Raw genomic sequence first — 21,311 nt, 5'->3', positions numbered from 1 at the left:
TGCATGCCAGAGAGGCTACAAATACTGGTTTCAGCTGTAAATAAAAATATAGACAGCCTTCTTGAGGATATGAACATTTCCTCAGATGCTGTGATCGTGAATCAGATAATAGGTGAAAAAGCGCCTGACACTGAGGAAAAAAGAGAGTTTAAGGGCAAAAGCATTCTGGTCCTTCAAAGAAACGAGAAGGGCGTTGGCCTTTCCAGAAATACAGCTCTTGAGCACGCTGACCACGAGATCATCCAGTTTGCCGATGATGACATTATCTATGATGAGGGCTATGTGCAAAAAGTCCTTGGTGAATTTGATGCTCATCCTGAGGCTGACCTTCTTCTTTTTAATGTAAAGGCCCAGGAAGGCAGAGAAACCTACTGGAATGAGGACTTTGCAAAGGTTAACTGGAAAAATTATGGAAGATATCCCTCCTACGCAGTCTTTGCCAGGAGAGAGAAGATTATAGGTAAAAATGTGAGATTTTCTCTGCTTTTTGGCGGCGGAGCACCCTATATGAACGGCGAGGACAGCTTATTTTTACATGACTGTTTAAAGGCCGGCCTTAATCTTTACAGAACCACAGTTGTTGTGGGACATGAAAGACCTAACGAGTCCACCTGGTTTAAGGGATACAATGACAAGTTCTTTTTTGACAGAGGAGTCCTATACCATTTCCTTTACGGGAAAATGGCAAAGATACTGGGCTTTAGATATTTATTAAAAAATAGAAATATCATGTGTAATGAAATGGGACTTTTTAAGAGTGTAAAGATACTGTGGGACGGAGTTGACCACGGCAAGACACTAGAGAAGGTATAAATGGCGATATATCTGACACTGACTGCAGTAGTTGTGCTTTTGGCACTACTTCTTAGGCAGACGAAACTAAATATCGGAAGTGGTACAGTGACAAGACAGGGAGCAGTAAACGTAATAGTTTTGCTCTTTATCTTTTCTGCGCTGTTTTGGGTTCCGGCCCTGAGAGTAAACGTGGGCAATGACTATGCCAAGTACGTTGAATTCATGCACCTGGTTTTTAGCCACGCCTATGTTCCCACAGAGCCCGGATTTAACGCTCTGACCTATGCAATTTATTACCTCTGCGGATTTGAGAATTATATTCTGGTTTTTGCTGTTTTTACATTTTTTACGGTTTTATTTTTTATGACAGCCATGTGGCAGCAGAGCGAGTGGTTTTCATTTAGCTTTATGATGTTCATGCTGCTTGGTTACTACTTTCAGTCCATCAGTACAGTCAGATATTATCTGGCCCTTGGAATGGCCCTGTATTCAGTGAAATTCGTTCTGAAAAAAGACTGGCCAAGGTTTATTCTTTTGGCTCTTATAGGAGCTCTTTTTCATAAGTCAGTACTGTTGATACTGGTTTTATATCCCCTTGCATCCATCAGATGGAGAAGGTGGATGTACGGACTTTTTGGACTCATGTGCATATCCTGCCTCTTTTTGCAGGATCTTTATCTGAAAATAGTGATATTCTTATATCCCTCTTACAAGGATACGGAATATCTTTCAGGCGGAACAAGCCCTGTTAGCATATTAAGGTGTTTTTTAATACTGGTGATATCCCTGTGGCTGTTTAAAGATGTGGTAAATACAGATAAGCGCTATATGTTCTATTTCCACTGCAACATCATGGCCCTTGCCCTTTACGTATTTGGATCTTTTTTACCCATAATCTCCAGAATAGGATATTACCTGACAGTGACACATATACTGTTTGTACCGGCTCTTTTGCTTCATATCAGGGATGACAGGAAAAAGAAACTTCTGACGGTTTTGACAGTTCTTTTCTGCCTTGGGTACTTCGCACTTTATATGAGGGGAGCTTCAGCGGATGGAGTCAGGATCCTTCCCTATAAGACAATTCTTTTCGATGAGATGCCTCTGACACTTTCAGAAAGGGGCTACTAAGGAGCGACATATGAAAAAGCCTTTTTTTACTATAATTGTAGTTTCATATAATCCCGGAAAAAGAATAATCGACACCATCGAGAGTATCAAAAAGCAGACCTATGACAGCTACAGGGTCCTTGTCAAAGACGGAATGTCAACTGACGGCTCTATAGATATGCTTAGGGAAAAGTACGGGTTCTCTGCTGATGGCAAAGATGCAGAAGGAAAAATGACTCTTGTTGAGAGCTGCGACAACGGTATCTACCATGCTATGAATATTGCAGTTTCCTATCTTGAGGAAAAGATAATTGATGCCAGGGGCAAAGACCTGGATGAACAGACAGATGAAGTGAGGATCTTAAGGGCAGGAGAAGCTCCTTCCTATATCTATTTCTTGAATTGCGGCGACGAGTTCAGAGATGAAAATGTTTTACAAAATGTACATGATTTTATTGTGAGTAGGCAGGAAAAAGAGGGCACAACACTTCCTACTATTTTTTATGGAGACATTTTTGACCAGACAACGGGAAACAGGATTCCTTCCAACCCGCACATTGATGACTACGCCTGCTATAGAAATGTTCCTTCACACCAGGCCTGCTTTTATGATGAGAGACTTATGTTTGGCAATCATTTTGACCTTAAATACAAAGTCAGAGCAGACTATGAGCAGTTTTTGAGATGCTTTTACAGAGAAAAAGCGGTGACTGACTACATGGGGATCACGATTGCAAACTATGAGGGCGGTGGATACTCAGCTCAGAATAAAAAGATATCTGAAGAAGAAAGGAAAGAAGTCATAAAGCACTACCTTACAGGAGCTCAGATTAGAAAATACGACTTCCTCAGGGTTGTGACTTTTGCCAAATTCAGGACATTTCTTGATTCCAACAAAGTGACTTCCAAGGGGTACAATCTTGTAAAGAATGCCATCTACAATGTAAGAGGTAAAAGAGAGGATAAAAAGAATTGAGAGTACTGTGGCTTTGCAACATCATGCTTCCGGTATACGCCAGGGCAAAAGATATCTCTTTTTCCGTTAGAGAGGGATGGCTGTCCGGGTGCCTTGAAAGGCTCCAAAAAGCTGATGATAATAAAATAACACTGGCTATTTGTTTTCCAAAAGAGTCCGAAATAGTTCAGGATAAAGAGGAAATAGAAGGCATCACATTCTATGGATTTGATGAGGACCTTGCTCACCCTGAAAACTATGACCAGTCTCTTGAAGGAAGATTTCGCAATATATTAGAAGACTTTAAGCCTGATATTGTCCATATATTTGGCACGGAATTTCCCCATACACTTGCCATGCTCAAGGTGATGGATGACCCTAAAAAAGCTCTTGTGGGAATCCAGGGCCTTTGCTGCGAAATAGAAAAAGATTATATGGCGCAGATTCCTGAAAAGGTTCAAAAAGCGGCAACATTTAGGGACAGGCTAAAAAAAGATTCCCTGCTTGATCAGGTTGAAAAGTATAAGCTTCGAGCAGACCATGAAAAGCAGGCGCTGTTGCTGACAGGAAACATCACAGGAAGAACTGCTTTTGACAGAAGTGTCACTTCTAAGATAAACCCAAATGCCAGATATTTTGCCATGAATGAGACCATGAGGCCTTGTTTTTATGATGGCAAGTGGGATGAAAAAAATGTGGAGCCCCACAGCATCTTTTTATCTCAGGGAGATTATCCCCTTAAGGGCTTTCACTTTGTACTTCAGGCTATGCCAAAGATTTTGGAAAAATATCCGGATGCCCATCTTTACGTTGCCGGCAACAACATAATTGGCAAAGGAAAGAGCAAGTACCCATATTTTTTGAGGGCAAGTGCCTACGGCAAATACATTAAATCCCTTATTTCTAATGGGAAGCTGAAAAATAAGGTGACTATGATAGGGCTTTTATCCGATCTTGAGATGAAAGAAAGATACTTAAAGAGCAGTCTCTTTATCTGCCCTTCAATTCTGGAGAATTCTCCAAATTCAGTGGGAGAGGCTATGCTTTTGGGAGTTCCCGTGGTGGCATCAATGGCCGGTGGAATCCCAAGCCTTGTTAGTTCAGGCAAGGACGGAATTCTTTTTGAGAGAGGAAATGTGGAGGAGCTTGCAAAGGCTATACTTCAGATGTGGGATGAACCTGTCATTTCTTCTGTTTATGGAGAAAATGCAGCAAAAAAGGCAAGGGTTACTCATGATCCAGATGCAAATTATAAGAGACTTCTTGAAATATATGATGAGATCAGCAGTAAATAAGGGGAAAACATGGTAATTACTTTTGTGTCCAATTACATAAATCACCATCAGATCCCGTTTTGCAATGCTATGGAGAAGGTGGCCGGAAAAGGCTCTTTTACCTTTATCCAGACAAGCCCAATGGAAGAAGAGCGAATTAAAATGGGATGGGCAGTTGATCCAAAGGCTTATCCTTATGTTGAGCTTTTTTACGAAGACCGGGAAAAGTGTGAAAAACTTATTACTGACAGCGACGTTGTGATCTTTGGCTGGTCCGACGAACTTATTGAGAATCTTGAAAAAAAGAGACTTTCATCAGGGAAGCTCTCCTTCAGGCTCAGTGAGAGAATTTACAGGGAGGGCCAGTGGAAGGCAGTAAGCCCCAGAGGCCTTATAAAAAAGTATCATCAGCACTTTGTTTACAGGCATAAGCCGGTATATCTTTTGTGTGCCGGAGCTTACGTGGCATCGGACTTTGATCTTATATGCTGTTATCCACATAAGAAGCTCAAATGGGGATATTTCCCCGAGATCAGCAGCATAAATGTGGATAAAGAGCCTATAGCCGGCAGAAAAGTAAAGATCTGCTGGGCAGGACGACTTATCAAGCTAAAGCATCCTGAATTTGCTGTAAAGATTGCGGGACTACTTAAGGAAAAGGGATATGATTTTTCTCTTGATATAGTGGGAGATGGAAACCAGAGACAATCTCTTGAGAAGCTTGCAGCAGATATGAGACTTTCAGATGTCGTGAATTTTGTGGGACAAAAGAGTCCTGCAGAAGTTTTGGAATATATGAAAGCTTCTGATGTATTTCTTTTTACAAGTAACTACCTGGAAGGCTGGGGAGCAGTTGTTAACGAGGCCATGGGCTGTGGCTGCGCGGTAGTTGCTTCAAGGGAAGCGGGCGCTGTTCCATTTTTGATAAAGAATGGCTATAATGGATATTCTTATGTTAATGGAAGTTTTGAAGATTTTTCCGGGAAGGTCCTGAGCCTGTTTGAAAACAGGGAAAACATAGAGAACTTTGGTGGAAAATCAAGAGAAACCATAGAAAAATTGTGGAATGCCGAAAATGCAGCAAGGGAATTTGTGAGATTTTGCAGTGAATTCCTTGAAGGAAAAGAGCCTATTCCGGCTGCAGACGGTCCCATGAGCGAAGCTATTAATATAAGACCTGCGGGATTTTTGAGGACCATGCAGGAAGATAATCACTTAGAATAAAGAGGAAATTATGAGATCTATCGACAAGTTTTTTGAAACAGAAATTACTATTTTTGGAGTGACCATCACGCTTTTTGATCTGTTCTTTTTTACGATCATTGCGTGTCTTGGACTGTACTTTAGACTATCACTTTACGACATTGCGTCAGGCGACTACACTCTTGCCTTTGCGGATTGGATGAGAGAATGCCATGAAGCCGGCGGTTTTGCATATCTTGGTATAAAGCCCGGTGTAAGTGATGCAAGTACATTCGATTACAACTGTATGTTCCAGTATGTAATCGTAATCCTTCACTACATTGGTGGTGGAATTGACGATATGTATCTGGTAAAAACAGTTTCTGTCATATTTGATTATGTTGCAGCTATTACTATCATGCGCATTGCATATAACGTTACAGCTGGAAGTGTCAGAAAGTCTCTTATGGCTTTTGCGGCAGTTATGTTCCTTCCTTCAGTTGTACTTAACAGCGCAGCCTGGGCTCAGAATGATTCTATCTTTACATCATTCATTCTTTTATCTCTTCTTAGTGTTATCAAGGGAAAAGACAACAGAGCATTTATATATCTTGCGTTATCTTATAGTTTCAAGCAGCAGGCCATTTTCTTTATGCCATTTATCATAATCATGTGGCTTAAGAACAGAATTAAGATCAGATACATCTTATGGGTTCCTGTAGTTCATGTTGCAGCTATGATCCCATGTGCCATCGCCGGAAGAAGCTGGGCTGACCTCCTTGGAATCTATGGAAAACAGGTAACAATGTTTTCAAGACTTTCAATGAACTATCCAAGCATCTACACCATTATCGCATCAGACCTTTCAAAGGATGTGAGGAAGATCATCATTTCAGCCGGAACAATGGCTACAGTCATCATAATGGGTATGATAGCTTACTATTCCTATAAAAAGAAATTTGAAATTACCACAAGATTTATGATAACTCTTGTTATATTTACAGCGGAGGTTTGCTGCTTCTGCCTTCCTGCAATGCACGAGAGATATGGATATCTTCCTGAGATATTAACTGTCGTATATGCGCTCTTTAGCTACAAGAGAATGCCAATATGCGCAGCACTTCAGGTTATAACTATGATCACATATTCAAGATTTTTATTTGGCTCAACAGTTCTTTCACTGTGGCCACTTACCTGCGCTATGCTTGTGATCATCCTGATCATTGGTTATGACCTCTACCTTCAGATGAATGTTCCTGAAAAGAGCACGGAGATTGTAAATGACTAGTTTAAATAAGTCGCTGACTGTAATCATACCTGCATATAATGTAGAAAATCTTCTTGAAAAGTGCGTGGAGTCTGTGGCAATGCAGGATTATCCAAAGGACCTTCTTGAGATAATCGTTGTAGATGACGGATCTACGGATGGAACGCTTTTAGTTGCAGAAAAACTCGCAAAAAAGTATTCAAATGTCAAAGTTATCCACAAAGAAAACGGCGGATCAAGCAGTGCCAGAAATGTTGGCATTGAAGCTGCTACAGGCGAGTACCTTGGCTTTGTTGACAGCGACGATTTTGTTGATAAGCATATGTATTCCACTTTGATTGAGGCCGCAGAGCGAAATGATGCGGATATGGTGCAGATTTCAAGGGACGAGATAGCAGAAGATGGAACTAAGCTCCCCGATGTTGTAACTCCACCTGCCACCGAAGAGATAATAAGTCCTGCGGAGCAGATGAAAAGGCTTCTTATGCATGTGGGAGATGCTTCTTTTTGCACCAAGATAACCAGGAAAAAGATCTTTGATCAGGGCTTTAGATTTCCAGAGGGCGAGCTCAATGAAGATTTTTATCTCATGATACATGTCATGAAGTATGTTAATAAGCTTGTTATCCTACCTGAACAGTATTATCACGTGTTCTACAGACTTGGCAGCAACTCCAGGAAAAATAAGGAAGATAAGGACTATTTTCCATCAGTTTTTACCGACATTGTGAGAAATGCAGACGTTGCGCTTGAACTGGTGAAAAAGGACTACCCGGAACTTACAAAGGTTGCCGAGAGATTTGGATTTGTCCAAAGGCTTGACTATCTTTTGCACATACCTGTTTCTAAGATGACAAAAGACAATGGATTTTATATGGACGTTGTTAAAAATATCAGGGGAAATTTTTGTAAAATGATGTCTAACCCACTTTTGACTACAAAACAGAAAATATATCTTTGCATTTTGGCGCCTGCCCCAAGATTTGTTCGAAGGGCACATGCCAGGGTAAGAGGGCTATGAGTAATATCAAAAGAGCTTCAATCTACATAATAATGTTCATATCTCTTTTAGTCAGTGTGTTCTATGGCTTTCAGAAACAGGGCTATCACGAGGATGAGTACTATACCTACTACTCATCAAACAGAAGCCTTGGCCTCTATGAGCCTGACAGACAGTGGCAGGATAGACAGACCATCCTTGATGAATTTGTGGTAAAAGAGGGAGAGGGTTTTAACTACGGACTTGTAAAGCTTGTTCAGTCCTGGGATGTACACCCGCCTGTTTACTACATGATATTCCACACCCTCTGCTCCTTTGTGCCGGGAACATTTACCAAATGGACAGGGCTTATCACTAATTTAATAGCTTTTGTTATTTCATTCCTTGCGCTGGCAGCTCTCATGAGCAGGCTCAGTGTTCCCTATTATGTAAAAGTCATGACTCTTATATTCTGGGGAATCAATCCGGCTACAATTTCAAGCAATATGCTCATCAGAATGTATGCCTGGCTCACAGCAGCAGTTTTTCTCTGCGCTTACACCCATGTGAGAGTCATGCAGGAATATGACAGATATAAGAACAGGGTAAAAGACTTTATTATAAAGCTCATGCTCCCTGTAATGGCCGTTTCCTATGTAGGATTTCTTATCCAGTACTTCTACATTTTCTTCTTTGTGAGTATCGGATTTAGCCTTGCGGTATGGATGTTCTTTTATAAAAAAGATGTCTATAATACACTGATCTATGTAGTGTCCTGCGCGGTATCGCTGGGACTTGCAGTGCTTACTTATCCCGCCAGCGTCCATCACATGTTTGGAGGCTACAGGGGAAGCGATGCGGCAGGGAGCCTTTTTGATATAAAGAACTCCCTTGTAAGACTTTCATTTTTCATTGGACTTCTTAATGACTATGTTTTTGCAGGTGGACTGATAATAGCAGCTCTTTTGCTGGTAATGGCCATTATGGCCCTTATGATAAAAAATAAAAAGCACAAAAAGATCAAGCAGGAAGCTGTTCTTTTGACTATCGGAACTCTTGGGTACTTCCTTCTGACTGCAAAGTCTGCTCTTTTGGTTGGAAGTGCTTCAAACAGATACGAGATGCCAATATATGGACTTATTATCCTTCTTCTTTTCTGGGATATTTACTATGTATTTGATGCGGCGGAGAACAAGACTTATCTCTATGCATTTACTGCAGCTATGGCGGCATTTCTTTTAAAAGGACTTATCTATGACGGGAATGTGCTGTTCCTTTATAAAGAAGATGTAGCCAAGATAGAGTATGCGAAGGACAATAAAGATTCAGTAGCGGTTGTTATGTATAATCCTGCCACAGCCTATAATGTGTGGCGCTTAACCGATGAACTTTTAGAGTATGACAAGGTGTTCTATATGAATGAAGAAAACCTTGATCAGCTAACTGACACGAGTGTCATAGATGCAGAAATAATAATTCTTTATGTAGCTGACGAAGACTGTCAGGAGCAGGCCATAGAGAATCTTACAAATGCCTGTCACAATATAGAAACAAAGACATACATAAGTGGTGAAGATATGTGGACCACCTATGAACTTAGATAATTATTTATAGAATTACCAATAAAAGGTGAACAGCAAACTACATTGCGCAGGCTATGATATACTGTAATGTAAAGTGAGGAAATGTATGAGAGCAGCAGTTATTGGCGCCAGCTCGGAGTCAATTTATACAATTGGAAAAGCAAAAGAAATGGGCATTGAAGTGGTTGCCCTTGACGGAAACCCTAATGCTCCGGGACTTAAGGCAGCTGATAAGTCCTTTGTCGTAGACATAAGAGATGTGGGAAAAGTCCTGGAAGTACTTGATGAAAACAGGCCGGATGTGGTTTTACCCGTGCCTATCGGAAGGTACCTTACAACTACAGGAGCTGTCAATGACCACTACGGACTTTGCGGTGTTTCAGAGCATGCAGCAAAGCTTTGCACTGATAAATATGAGTTCCACAGAGTCTTGAGCGAGAGAGGGCTCAGAAACGCTGAGCTGTATCTAATTCCTGCGGGGTGCGAATACAGCGACCCGGATGAGCTCAATGAGCAGTACCCGGTGGTGGTTAAGCCCAGATTTGGCTCAGGAAGCAGAGGGGTTCAGATCTACAACACAAAAGAAGACCTGGTAAAGGGCTTTTTACTGGAAATGCCATATGATGAGGATTACTGCATTGAAAGCTGTATAGAAGGTCCTGAATATGGAGTTGACGGCGTATTTACTGACGGGATCTTTCATCTGATCCTTCTTAGAGGTAAAAGAAATACCCTGCCTCCTTACAGGGAATGTGTAGGCTATTATTCTGTGATCGAGGATGATGACAACAAAGCCTTTTTTGAAAAGGTAAAAGACCTTATGCAGAAAACAGGAGAGGCCCTTGGCTTTGAGAATAACCTTATCCACGCTGATATTATCAAAGATGTAAATGGAAAGCCATTTATCATTGAGACCTCAGCAAGACCATCGGGCCACAATCTGCACAATCTCTTTACTCCAATGGCAAGCGGAGTTGATGAGGTTGTAGAGTTCATAAAGTATGCGCTTCCTGATCTTGGAAGAAGATATGTTTTTGAACCCAATGTTAAAAAGCATATGATCATCAGATATTTTGATTTTGAAAATGTCAGAGTAAATAAAGTTCCGGAGGAAAAGTTCCTCAAGGAAAAATATCCTCTGAAGGCATGGAACTGCAATATAGAAAAGGGCATGACACTTGGAAAAGTGACAAATGGTGCTTCAATTATGGGAAGAGGTTTCTTTGTACTTGAAGGTTCATCAAAAGAGGAGCTTGACCGTTTGTGCGATGAGATAAAGAGCAAGTTTGAAGTGGAGGAAGCGATAGAGTGACTAGCGTTGCAATTATTACAGCCAGGGGCGGTAGCAAAAGAATCCCCGGAAAGAACATAAAGGAATTTTGCGGAAAGCCCATAATTGCATATTCGATATCTGCTGCTATTGAAAGCGGAGCATTTGATGAAGTAATGGTCTCAACTGATGATGAGGCTATAGCTGAAGTTGCCAAAAAAGCCGGAGCAAAGGTCCCATTTATGAGGTCCAATGAGACTTCAGGCGATTTTGCAACAACAGATGAAGTTATCGCTGAAGTCCTAGGTGCCTATAAAGAAAGAGGCATGGAGTTTGACAGATTCTGCTGCATTTACCCAACAGCTCCTTTTATAACAGCCCAGAGGCTTTCAGAAGCTATGAAGTGCCTCGATACCCACGAATCAGTTACACCTGTTACACAGTTTTCATATCCTCCACAGAGAGGCTTTGTTATAGAAAATGAGAGGCTTGTGAGAAAGTATCCTGAGTTTGCTACTACCAGATCTCAGGACCTTGAAAAGCTCTACCATGACAGTGGCCAGTTCTACGCTTGCAGAACAGATGCCTTTTTTAGGGATAACACAACAGACGTTGATGATATGGTCCCTGTTATCTTGAGCGAAGATGAAGTTCAGGATATAGATACCTTTGAGGACTGGAGAATTGCCGAGGAGAAGTTTAAAGCTCTCAGGGCAAAAAAGGAAAGAGCAGCTAGCGATGAGCACAGGCTCTTTGATGACGCCTCATTAAAAACACCTTATTATAGGATTGATGAGAGTGCTCTTGATGCGGATATCAATATGCTGAAAACCGCACTGCAGGGCAGCTGGAACAATTACATCTGTTCTTATTCAGTAAAGACTAACTCCCTTCCATGGCTCCTTGCCCACTTTAGGGATAACGGCTTTTTTGCTGAGGTCGTTTCAAAGGAAGAGTACGAATTATCCAGAAAAATAGGCTTTAGAGCCTCTGATATTATCTATAACGGACCTATTAAGGACAAGGATACCTTTAGGGAAGTTCTTTTAAATGGTGGTCTTGTAAATATGGACTCAAACTATGAGCCAGAATGGTTAAAAGAGCTGGCAGAGTCACACCCTGATAAGACTTTTAACGTAGGTGTCAGGGTAAATTATGACATAGCAAAGCTTATTCCTGATGAAGTTCTTGCAGATGAAGAGGGAAGCAGGTTTGGGTACTGCTATGAAAATGGAGAGCTTGAAAAAGTAATAAACAAGGTCAAAGCTCTTGCAAACGTAAGAGTTGCAGGTCTTCACCTTCATTCATCAACAAAATCCAGATCTACTGAGGCTTATAAGGCCCTGGCCAAGGTGGCAGTACTCGTTGCAAAAGAGTATGACCTGTCCCTTGACTATGTGGATATGGGAGGCGGCTACTACGGCGGAGTAGAAGGAAAGCCTGATTTTAGAGATTATGTACCTGCTATAGCAGGAGTTCTTTCAGAGTATTTTGATGTAAATAAGACAAAACTTGTTATGGAGCCAGGTGTATCCATGGTTTCATCAAGCTTTAATTTTGTGACAAGTGTTATTGATACAAAGGACGTAAGAGAGCACAGATACGTAATAATAGACGGAAGCAGAGTCAATATGAACCCTCAGGTTACCAGAAGATGGTATCCCCACAGACTTGAGTATAAAGGGAAAGAGAGTGGCAGAGCTCTGATCCCATCTCAGATGTTCTGCGGTGCTACCTGCATGGAATATGACAGAATGTTCCCGGTTGAAAATGCTGCGGAATTAAAAACAGGTGACAGAGTGGTATTCACAAATGCAGGCGGCTATACAGTCTGCTTAACACCACTTTTCATACACTATTTTCCTGCGGTATATGTAAAAAAGAGTGATGGTTCTTTTTACGAAGCCAGAAGTCCATGGACTAACGAGGAATTCATGATGAAGAACCATTTCCAGGAGGGAATTTAAATGCCCAGATTTGAATTAAACCAGAGGATAAAGCTTGCTGATCACTATATTGGCAAGGACGATCCTGTGTATATCGTTGCTGAGATGTCAGCTAACCATAATAATGATTTCAACAGAGCAATTGAGATAATACATGCGGCAAAAGAGGCAGGAGCAGATGCAGTAAAGCTTCAGACCTACACAGCCGACACAATGACAATTGACAGTGACAAGAGCTATTTCCAGATAGATGGCGGAACCCTTTGGGATGGGAAGACACTTTACAAGCTCTATCAGGAAGCCTATACACCATGGGAGTGGCAGCCAAGGCTTATGGAAGAAGCTAATAAGCTTGGTATGGACTGCTTTTCAACTCCTTTTGACAAGACTTCCCTTGATTTTGTGGAAGAGATGAACATGCCGGCCATCAAGATCGCATCCTATGAGATCACGGATATTCCACTCATAAGGCTATGTGCAGCCAAAAAGAAGCCAATGATCCTGGCAACAGGCGTGGCACGGATGGACGACATCAGGCTCGCCATTGAGGCCTGCCTTCAGGAAGGCAATAAGGACATAGTTTTACTTAAGTGTGTTTCAGCTTATCCAACTCCTTACGAGGATGTTAACCTCAATATGATCCAGGGTCTTTCTGATGAATATGGCTGTATTATGGGACTTTCGGACCACACAATGGGAGGAACCGTTCCTACAGCAGCAGTAGCTCTTGGGGCAAGAATGGTTGAGAAACACCTGACCTTAAGAAGGGCAGATGGCGGAGCAGACGGCGCTTTTTCAATGGAGCCTGAAGAGTTCGCCGATATGGTAAAGAGCATCAGAATAGTTGAAAAAGCCCTTGGAAGCAGGGATTATAAACTTACTCCTTTCCAGGAAAAGGAAAGAGAAGGAGCGAGATCTCTTTTCATAGTTGAGGATATCAAAAAAGGAGAGGCACTTACCCCTGAAAATATAAGGTCCATAAGACCTCAGCAGGGAAATGGCCTTCCTCCTGTAGAGTATGATAATGTAATAGGTAAGATAGCTTCAAAAGATTTGTTTAGAGGTGAACCACTTCACAAAGAAGATTTTTGCTGATATGGAGGCATAATGGGAAGCAAAAAGATCTGGATCAAAGCAAATGCAAATGAAACAATCGCCCTTGGGCATATGAGAAGATGCATGACTATAGCAAAAGAGCTTACTGACCTTGGCGCAGACGTTCTCTTTATTTTGTCTGACGAAGAAAGCCATGATATTTTGACTTCTTTGTCCCAAAAGGATGGAGTGAGCTATGAGGCAAGAGTCCTGAATACTATCTTTTCTAATCCCATGGAGGATTTCAAGGTTTTAGAGGATATGCTTGTTTTTGAAAATCCGGATTTCTTTTTAATGGACTCCTATTATCTTGAAAAAGAGTTTTTTGATAAGTTAAACAAGATCATTAAAAAACATTCGTTATCCACAAAAACCGGATATATAGATGATCTCTACAAGTTTGATTACCCGGTTGATATGATAATAAATTATGACCTTGAGATTCCTGAGGGATTTTACAGTGCGGGAAAGCAGCTCCTTGGAGTTAAGTATTCTCCACTTAGAAGCCAGTTCTCCAAATGCGACTACGAAGTAAGAGAGCATGCAAGGAAAGCCTTTCTTTCATCAGGAGGGACCGACCCCTGTCACGTGATCGGAAAAATTCTTGAAGAGATATATTCCGAGAACAGCCCTTGCAGAAAAGTGCTTGCTCACAACGATTTTGGATGCCTTGTCATTGTGGGAGACCTTTTTGATGAGGATTATAAAAAGAAATTAAGAGAGTTTGCTGCGGAAAATCCGTCAGTTACGCTCTATGAAGGCGTATCGGATATGGCTGATATTATGAAGCAGGCGGATCTTGCAATATCTGCGGGAGGAACCACGCTTTATGAGCTCTGCGCAATTGGAGTTCCAACTGTAGTTTTCAGCATGGCAGACAATCAGATGGAATTTGTAAAGGCCTTTGACAAGGCCGGAGCAGTAAGGTACGCAGGCGATGCCAGAACTGATCACAGGCTGGTTCAGAAAATAGCTACCTGGGGCACTGCCTCTGTTGATAATAAGGGCTTTAGGAAAAGAATGAGCGATAAAGCCAGAAATCTTATAGATGGTAAAGGCGCAGAAAGAATTGCCCGGGAGATTTTGGAGTTGTTATGAAACTTAGTATTATAGTGCCTGTTTATAATATGGCTGGAGACGGAAAACTGGACTTTTGCTTAAAAAGCCTGGTGAATCAGACAATTTCAGATTATGAGATCATAGCAGTTGATGACTGCTCTACAGACAATTCCTATGAGGTATTGCAGCAGTTTCAAAGAGATTATCCAGGCAGATTCATAGCTGTTCATTCACCTGTTAACCTTCATCAGGGAGGGGCCAAGAACATCGGCCTTGCCAGGGCAAAGGGAGAGTGGCTTGGCTTTATTGATGCGGATGACTGGATTGTTCCTGATTATTACGAGAGACTTATAAAAAGAGCCGAGGAAACAGGGGCAGACATGGTTGGATGCGACTACTGTCTCACAGATGAACACAGCTTTAAGGTTGGAAAGATCGTCCATAACAACAATGATACGCAAACAGGCGTTATGGATAAAAAACGCTATAAAAACCTTCTTCTTGAGACTGGAAGCCTTGTTGTTAAGGTTTACAAAAGAAACCTTATAGTTGGAGATTATGAGCCGGGCACCAAGGACAAGCTTCAGGTGTTCCCTGAGAACATTTTTTATGAGGACAACGCCGTAAGTAATACTTGGATGCTCAGATCCAAACATTTTGAGTACATACCTGAGCCTCTATATTTTTACTATCAGCATCAGGCATCAACTGTCCACAGCATTTCCAAAAAGAATCTTGAAGACAGAATGAGCGCCGGAAGGCAGATAATACAGGAAGCCAGGGATAATGGCTATTTTGAGGACTATAAACTAGAGATAGAATTTCAGTATACAGTGTTATTTTATGTGAATACCTTGTTCTCAGCCATGCCTAAACAGTCACGCCTTAAAGGGTGCTACTCTTTTACAAAGGCTCTGGCAAAAGAAATGAAGGAGACATTTCCTGGTTTTCAAAATAACCCATACTATGTAGATAAGATTCATCCGGAGGAGAAAAAACTCATAGCTTATCAGATGAAATCACAGTTGTTTTTTTATTTGTATTACAGACTACTGTGGTTCTACAGGGGATTAAGAAGCGGGAAAAAGAATTAAAATGAAAGACAGAATATACGTATGCCACACCTTTTATCATGTGTATGTGGCATGTTTAAAGGAATTTCAGATTGCTGACGGTGGAAAGGCCACTTTGGTGCTATCCAAGATGTCCAATAATTTCGGCAAAATGGTGGAGAGAGCTAAAAAGAGCCCCATATTTGACGAAGTTTACGAATACGATGAAAAACTTGATACTTTTTTTCCTGAGCTAAAACCTCTCAAGGAAAACTCAGGAAACATCGCAGTAAACATGCTCAAAAGAATAAAGTTCTGCAGAAAATTTGGCCAGCTTCAGGAGCAGTATGTACCTGTGGACTTTAAGGATTATAAGGAAATCTATGTTTTCTGTGATTCCGATCCTATAGGGTATTACCTGAATTATAAAAAGATAAAGTACCATGCCCTCGAGGATGGCCTTGACTGCATAAGATACTATGACACAGCAAGGTACGATAACAGAGGTCACTTTAAGTTTAAGGCCTTTATGGCATCCCTTGGACTTATCCACATTCAAAATGGCTATGGAAGATATTGCATCGATATGGAAGTGAACGATATATCCGTGCTCAAATACCCATGTCCTAAATATGTTGAACTTCCAAGAAAGACCTTAACTGACAGGTTAACTCAACAAGAAAAGAACCTTATGCTGGAGCTTTTTGTGGATAACCCAAAAGAAATTCAGGAAAAAGTGGAAGGAAAAGGCAAAACTCTCCTTGTTTTATCAGAACCTTTATGTGACCTTGACACCAGGGCTAAAATATTTAAGGATATTATTCGGGATTACGGAACAATAAATGGTCAAAAAGCAAGCGTTATTATAAAACAACATCCAAGAGATCTTTTGGATTACAAAAAGGAATTTCCTGATGCTTGCCTTCTTGATGGTTCTTTTCCAATGGAAATGTTAAACTTCATTGAGAACGTCAGATTTGACAGACTTGTTTCTGTGTATACGGTTGTTGATTCCATTCAATTTGTGGATGAAAAGATCTATCTTGGCGACGACTTCATGGATAAATATGAAGCTCCCGAGATACACAGACAGAATGAAGCTATTACAGACTAAATTCAGAAGGGTTTATTTTTATGCGTAAGATTTACAAAAAGGTTATGAAGCTCCTCGATGCCAGACAAAAGAGGCAGATGGTGGGCATAGTTATAATGATGCTTATAGGCGGCGTTCTTGAATCTATGGGAATAGCTCTTATAGCTCCTGTTATGCAGGTGGTTGTTGACCCTGAGCAGATCCAGAAGAGCAAGGCACTCTCATTTATTTATAACCTGTTTAATTTCACATCTCCAACACAGCTGGCAGCCCTTATTATGGTAATGCTCATTCTTGTGTTTGTGGTTAAGAATGTTTTCCTGTACTTCATGAATGTCGTACAGCTCAGATTTGTATATACCAATCAGTTTGCCACATCAAGGCGCATGATGATCAATTTCATGCAGAGACCTTACGAGTACTATTTAAATGCTGACACAAGTGTCATTCAGAGAAACATAACATCTGATGTTAATAACATGTATGGCCTTATCCTCAGCAGCCTTCAGCTTATAAGCGAGATAATCGTATTTATCTGTCTTGTGGCTATCCTTATCAGCCAGGATGCAGAGATGACCATTACAATCGCTGCTCTCCTTGTGGTGGTCCTTCTTGTTATCAAGTACTTTATCAAGCCTGTTATGACCAAGGCAGGACAGGAGAATCAGGATTATTACAGCGGACTTTATAAGTGGATCGATGAATCTGTTACAGGTATAAAAGAGATCAAGATTGCCAATAAAGAGAACTACTTTATAAACGGTTACGCAGACTGCGGAGCAGGCTATGTAAACGCCGTTCAGAAGTACAATCTTTACAACTCAACACCAAGGCTTTTGATCGAGACAATTGCTATTGCCGGAATGGTCGGATATATGCTTGTTGTTATGGCAAGGGGAACAAGCCTTACACAGCTCCTTCCTCAGCTCACAGTCCTTGCAGCGGCTGCAGCAAGACTCCTTCCAAGTGCCAACAGAATAAATAACTACCTTACATCAATTGCTTATTTTGAGCCATTCCTTATGAATGTAAGTGACAATCTCCAGATGGAGATCCACGATGGCTCTATTTCATATAACAGCGATGACTACAGGAAAAAGAAAGAAGTTGAAAAGCTCCCTGTTCTTAAGAGCATCAACCTTGATAAGATTTCCTATAAGTACCCTGGAACTGACAAGCTCATCCTCGACAACGCTGACATGGAGATCCCTGTTGGAAAGTCAGTTGGTATCGTTGGAACATCAGGCGCAGGTAAGACAACTATCGTCGATGTTATGCTGGGACTTTTAAAGCCTGTTAGTGGCCACATCTATGCTGATGGCGTTGATGTAATGGAGCACTATCCACAGTGGCTTAAAAATATTGGATACATTCCGCAGACAATCTTTATGATCGATTCTACAATCAGGAAAAATGTAGCTTTTGGCTATGCTGATGATGAGATCGACGACAACAAGGTATGGCAGGCCCTTAAAGAGGCATCCCTTGATGAATTCGTTAGAAGCCTTCCTGAAGGACTTGACACCAAGATCGGTGAGAGGGGAATAAGACTCTCAGGCGGACAGAGACAGAGGATCGGTATTGCCAGAGCTCTTTTTGAGGATCCAGAGGTACTTGTTCTTGATGAGGCTACCTCTGCCCTTGATAACGAGACAGAGGCAGCAATCATGGATTCAATCAACCGCCTCCATGGAAGAAAGACTCTTGTTATTATTGCCCACAGACTTCAGACTATTGAAAAATGCGATATGGTTTACAGCATAAATGACGGAAAGGCCGTGATCAAATGACAAAAAGAAATGCTAACTTTGAACTCTTGCGAATAATAGCAATGGTTATGATATTGGTTTTGCACTATAACGCCCACTGCGACACCCTTCTTCACCTTGGGGAGAATGTAACAGGAGTTCAGGCATATGCCACTATCTTAGAGGCCTTTTGCATCACAGGACTTAACACCTATGTATTCATAAGTGGTTATTTCCTCTCAGGATCAAAGGTCAAAGTTAGTCGTATCATTCAGCTCATTTGTCAGGTTTATTTTTATACTATACTGATCTCAGTGGCTATGATGATTGCAGGGACCTACGTGGTTCACCCTGCTGATAACATCTACAAGATCGCTCAGTATATTTTCCCTATATCTTCTGAGCACTACTGGTTTGTGACAGCCTATATCATCATGTATGTTCTGGCACCTGTACTTAACGCAGGTGTCCACAACCTCTCAAGAAAGCAGATGAAGGCAGTTATCATAGGACTTTTGATCTGGTTCTGCATCATAAAGAGCTTTGTACCTGTAATGTTTGTCACAGACCACGCTGGATACGATTATGGATGGTTCATAGTTCTTTACCTTATTGCTGCATATATCCGCAAGTACGATGTAAAGGTATTTTACAATGCCAAAAACAGCATGATAGTTTTCCTTGCATCAGGCGTGATAATCGCAGCCATGAGCTTTGTTCTTTACTATATCAACCTGATGACAGGCGGCTTTATCTATTACGCAGAAGTTCCTATCCACCTTAATTTCTTTTTCACTTTGACAGGGTCCCTTGGACTGTTCTCATTCTTTAGATATTACAGGGTAAAAGAAAATAAGGCTGCGGATGTTATCAGATTTGTTGCCCCATTTACCTTTGGTGTTTATCTGCTTCATATGCATATTGAGATGAAAGACAGATGGGTAGAGTGGATTGAGCATATTATCGGCCCGGTTCCAACTTACAGCGTACCTCTCTATGCCCTTCATCTGGCAGCTTCAATCGTGATCATTTTTGCGGCAGGCGTATTTGTTGACTGGATCCGCAAGATGATATTTGAGTACGTAGGCAGAGTCTTGCATGACACTTGGCTCTTTAACAAAATAAGACAGTTGGATCAGGACTTATGTTAAAAAATATCAGAAGCTATTTTTATAATTTAAAAAAGTATCAATCACCGCTGGAAAGATATTTCTTTCCGGTGGTTCTGCTATTATACCCTTTGATCGGTGTCAATCAGGGGCTTGATATATCTGACACCATGTATTCCCTTACCAATTATGAATTTATAGAGACCCTAAATCCTATGTGGCTCTTTTCCACATATTTAAGTAATGTATTCGGGGCTGCGATCATGCATCTTCCCGGGGCAGGAACCATGCTTGGCTTTAGCATCTATTGCAGCTTTGTAACAAGCATTATTGCCCTTGTTTCCTACTATTTCCTAAAGGGCTTTATGCCGGGATGGATGATCTTTATCGGCGAGTTTATAGCAGAGAGCATCTGCTTTAGCCCGAGAGTTATCCTCTATAACTACCTTACATATCTCTTTTTTACTCTTGGAACGGTTTTTCTTTTGCTTGGTATTTTTGCCTGGAAAAGGCAGAACCTTTACCTCTTTGTGGCAGGAGTCTGCCTTGGACTTAACGTAATGGTAAGGTTCCCCAATATTGTTGAAACAGCGCTTATCCTTGTTCTGTGGTTTTACGGATTTATAACAAAGGACAAGCTTCAGGAGATCCTAAAAAAGACCGGTGTTTGCATACTTGGATTTGTAGCAGGATTTGCAGTGCCATTTATATTCACAGTTGCGAAATATGGCCCGTCTGCTTACGTTTCAGGTATCATGGGACTTTTTGGCATGACAGAGGGCGCATCTGACTACTCATCAGGTGGAATGATAGGCCTTATTCTTGATGCTTATATGACTTCAATTTCCAACATGGCCATAATGGTGCCATGCGTAGCTGCAGGAATCATCATGTTTTTACTTATTCCTGAGAAATACGTGATGATAAAAAAGATACTCTTTATCTGCGGCCTCTTAGTTCTTACAAAGTACTATTTTGCAACCGGAGTTTTCACAAGAAACTATTACTACTACGATTCAATGTTCCAGGCAGCCATGATGTTCATCATATTTGGCATCATTTTAGCCCTTATCGGAAGCCTTGGAATCTTAAATGGAAGCAGACAGGAGCAGACACTGGCCTTTACAGCTCTTTTGCTCATCCTTGTAACTCCAATAGGCAGCAACAACTATACATTCCCAATTCTTAACAACCTGTTTTTGATAGCACCTATTATTTTATGGCTCTTTAGAAGAATGATGCAAAGGGCAGGAGAAGGACATTTTAACTTTGCCTGGGAAGCTATGTTTACATTTGTTCTCATAGTTTTATTCATACAGGGAGCTCTTTTCCACCTGGGGTACTCATTTATGGACGGCGCAGATGGAACGCCAAGGGATTCTTACGTGAGTATAGCAAAAGCAGAGCATATGGTCACAACAGATTATAATGCTCAGACTCTGGAGGAACTTTCAGAAGTCCTGAAAACCAATGATCTCTGCGATACCAAGGTCATCTTATTCGGTGGAATCCCAGGAATCTCATATCTTTTTGACCTGTATCCTGCAATTGACACCACATGGCCTGACCTGGACAGCTACAGCGTTGATAATTTCGACAGTCAGCTTATGGAGTTGTCAGTTTCCGATGAGCCTACACCTACCATAATCATTGGAAAAGACATGGCTGAGTACGCCAACATAGGAATGAAATATGATATTTTATTGGACTATATTGTAAATCACGATTATAATAAAATCTTCGAGGGCGATCGTTTTATTGTATTCGCCGAAAACAGATAATAGGAGTAATGTT

The 21,311-nt window shown here is 41.2% G+C and carries 17 protein-coding genes; all 17 read left to right on the top strand.

Annotation, left to right across the window (positions count from 1 at the left end; translation table 11 throughout):
* The first annotated feature begins 3 nt into the window (after positions 1 to 3).
* The 17 genes from E7303_RS12750 (at position 4) to E7303_RS12665 (ending at position 21,298) form a co-directional block, all read left to right on the top strand.
* On the top strand, positions 4 to 813 hold the full coding sequence (locus E7303_RS12750) for a glycosyltransferase family A protein (RefSeq protein WP_292145717.1): 810 nt from the start codon (positions 4 to 6) through the stop codon (positions 811 to 813).
* Entirely contained in the window at positions 814 to 1,926 is a 1,113-nt protein-coding gene (locus tag E7303_RS12745) for an EpsG family protein (protein ID WP_292145716.1), read from the top strand.
* A gap of 10 nt (positions 1,927 to 1,936) precedes the next feature.
* The gene (locus tag E7303_RS12740; protein ID WP_292145715.1) at positions 1,937 to 2,881 is read left to right on the top strand and encodes a glycosyltransferase; all 945 of its coding nucleotides are present in this window, start codon (positions 1,937 to 1,939) and stop codon (positions 2,879 to 2,881) included.
* Positions 2,878 to 4,155 carry a glycosyltransferase family 4 protein gene (locus tag E7303_RS12735; protein WP_292145714.1) on the top strand — a complete coding sequence of 426 codons (1,278 nt, stop codon included), beginning with the start codon at positions 2,878 to 2,880 and terminating at the stop codon, positions 4,153 to 4,155. Before E7303_RS12740 ends, E7303_RS12735 begins: the two co-directional genes overlap by 4 nt.
* 9 nt (positions 4,156 to 4,164) lie before the next feature.
* A complete protein-coding gene (locus E7303_RS12730) occupies positions 4,165 to 5,358 on the top strand; it encodes a glycosyltransferase family 4 protein (protein ID WP_292145713.1) in 1,194 nt (397 codons plus the stop codon).
* Positions 5,359 to 5,368: 10 nt separating this feature from the next.
* Complete coding sequence (locus E7303_RS12725) at positions 5,369 to 6,604, top strand: hypothetical protein (RefSeq protein ID WP_292145711.1); 1,236 nt, start codon at positions 5,369 to 5,371, stop codon at positions 6,602 to 6,604.
* Positions 6,597 to 7,604 carry a glycosyltransferase family 2 protein gene (locus E7303_RS12720; RefSeq protein ID WP_292145709.1) on the top strand — a complete coding sequence of 336 codons (1,008 nt, stop codon included), beginning with the start codon at positions 6,597 to 6,599 and terminating at the stop codon, positions 7,602 to 7,604. The genes E7303_RS12725 and E7303_RS12720 overlap by 8 nt, the downstream gene beginning before the upstream one ends.
* A complete protein-coding gene (locus E7303_RS12715; RefSeq protein ID WP_292145708.1) occupies positions 7,601 to 9,166 on the top strand; it encodes a hypothetical protein in 1,566 nt (521 codons plus the stop codon). Before E7303_RS12720 ends, E7303_RS12715 begins: the two co-directional genes overlap by 4 nt.
* An 85-nt stretch (positions 9,167 to 9,251) precedes the next feature.
* Positions 9,252 to 10,457 carry an ATP-grasp domain-containing protein gene (locus E7303_RS12710; protein WP_292145707.1) on the top strand — a complete coding sequence of 402 codons (1,206 nt, stop codon included), beginning with the start codon at positions 9,252 to 9,254 and terminating at the stop codon, positions 10,455 to 10,457.
* Positions 10,454 to 12,382: a pseudaminic acid cytidylyltransferase gene (gene pseF / locus E7303_RS18030; protein ID WP_330601679.1), complete on the top strand. Its 1,929-nt coding sequence runs from the start codon at positions 10,454 to 10,456 to the stop codon at positions 12,380 to 12,382. The genes E7303_RS12710 and pseF overlap by 4 nt, the downstream gene beginning before the upstream one ends.
* Positions 12,383 to 13,456: a pseudaminic acid synthase gene (gene pseI / locus E7303_RS12695; protein ID WP_292145706.1), complete on the top strand. Its 1,074-nt coding sequence runs from the start codon at positions 12,383 to 12,385 to the stop codon at positions 13,454 to 13,456.
* A 12-nt stretch (positions 13,457 to 13,468) separates the two neighbouring features.
* The gene (pseG, locus tag E7303_RS12690) at positions 13,469 to 14,554 is read left to right on the top strand and encodes a UDP-2,4-diacetamido-2,4,6-trideoxy-beta-L-altropyranose hydrolase (protein WP_292145705.1); all 1,086 of its coding nucleotides are present in this window, start codon (positions 13,469 to 13,471) and stop codon (positions 14,552 to 14,554) included.
* Positions 14,551 to 15,609, top strand: a complete 1,059-nt coding sequence (locus E7303_RS12685) for a glycosyltransferase family 2 protein (RefSeq protein ID WP_292145704.1) — start codon at positions 14,551 to 14,553, stop codon at positions 15,607 to 15,609. Before pseG ends, E7303_RS12685 begins: the two co-directional genes overlap by 4 nt.
* 1 nt (position 15,610) lies before the next feature.
* On the top strand, positions 15,611 to 16,681 hold the full coding sequence (locus E7303_RS12680; protein WP_292145703.1) for a glycosyltransferase family 52: 1,071 nt from the start codon (positions 15,611 to 15,613) through the stop codon (positions 16,679 to 16,681).
* 20 nt (positions 16,682 to 16,701) lie between these two features.
* Positions 16,702 to 18,450, top strand: coding sequence for an ABC transporter ATP-binding protein (locus E7303_RS12675; RefSeq protein WP_103869582.1), 1,749 nt, complete (start codon positions 16,702 to 16,704; stop codon positions 18,448 to 18,450).
* Positions 18,447 to 19,559 carry an acyltransferase gene (locus E7303_RS12670; protein ID WP_292145702.1) on the top strand — a complete coding sequence of 371 codons (1,113 nt, stop codon included), beginning with the start codon at positions 18,447 to 18,449 and terminating at the stop codon, positions 19,557 to 19,559. Before E7303_RS12675 ends, E7303_RS12670 begins: the two co-directional genes overlap by 4 nt.
* Positions 19,553 to 21,298 (top strand): hypothetical protein, encoded by a 1,746-nt coding sequence (locus E7303_RS12665; protein ID WP_292145701.1) that lies wholly within the window; start codon positions 19,553 to 19,555, stop codon positions 21,296 to 21,298. The genes E7303_RS12670 and E7303_RS12665 overlap by 7 nt, the downstream gene beginning before the upstream one ends.
* Positions 21,299 to 21,311 lie beyond the last annotated feature (13 nt).

The sequence above is a fragment of the Butyrivibrio sp. genome (assembly GCF_015056685.1).
Classification (GTDB): domain Bacteria; phylum Bacillota; class Clostridia; order Lachnospirales; family Lachnospiraceae; genus Butyrivibrio.
The sequence above is the reverse complement of the archived record's forward strand: the minus strand, read 5'-3'. Positions and strand labels throughout refer to the sequence as shown.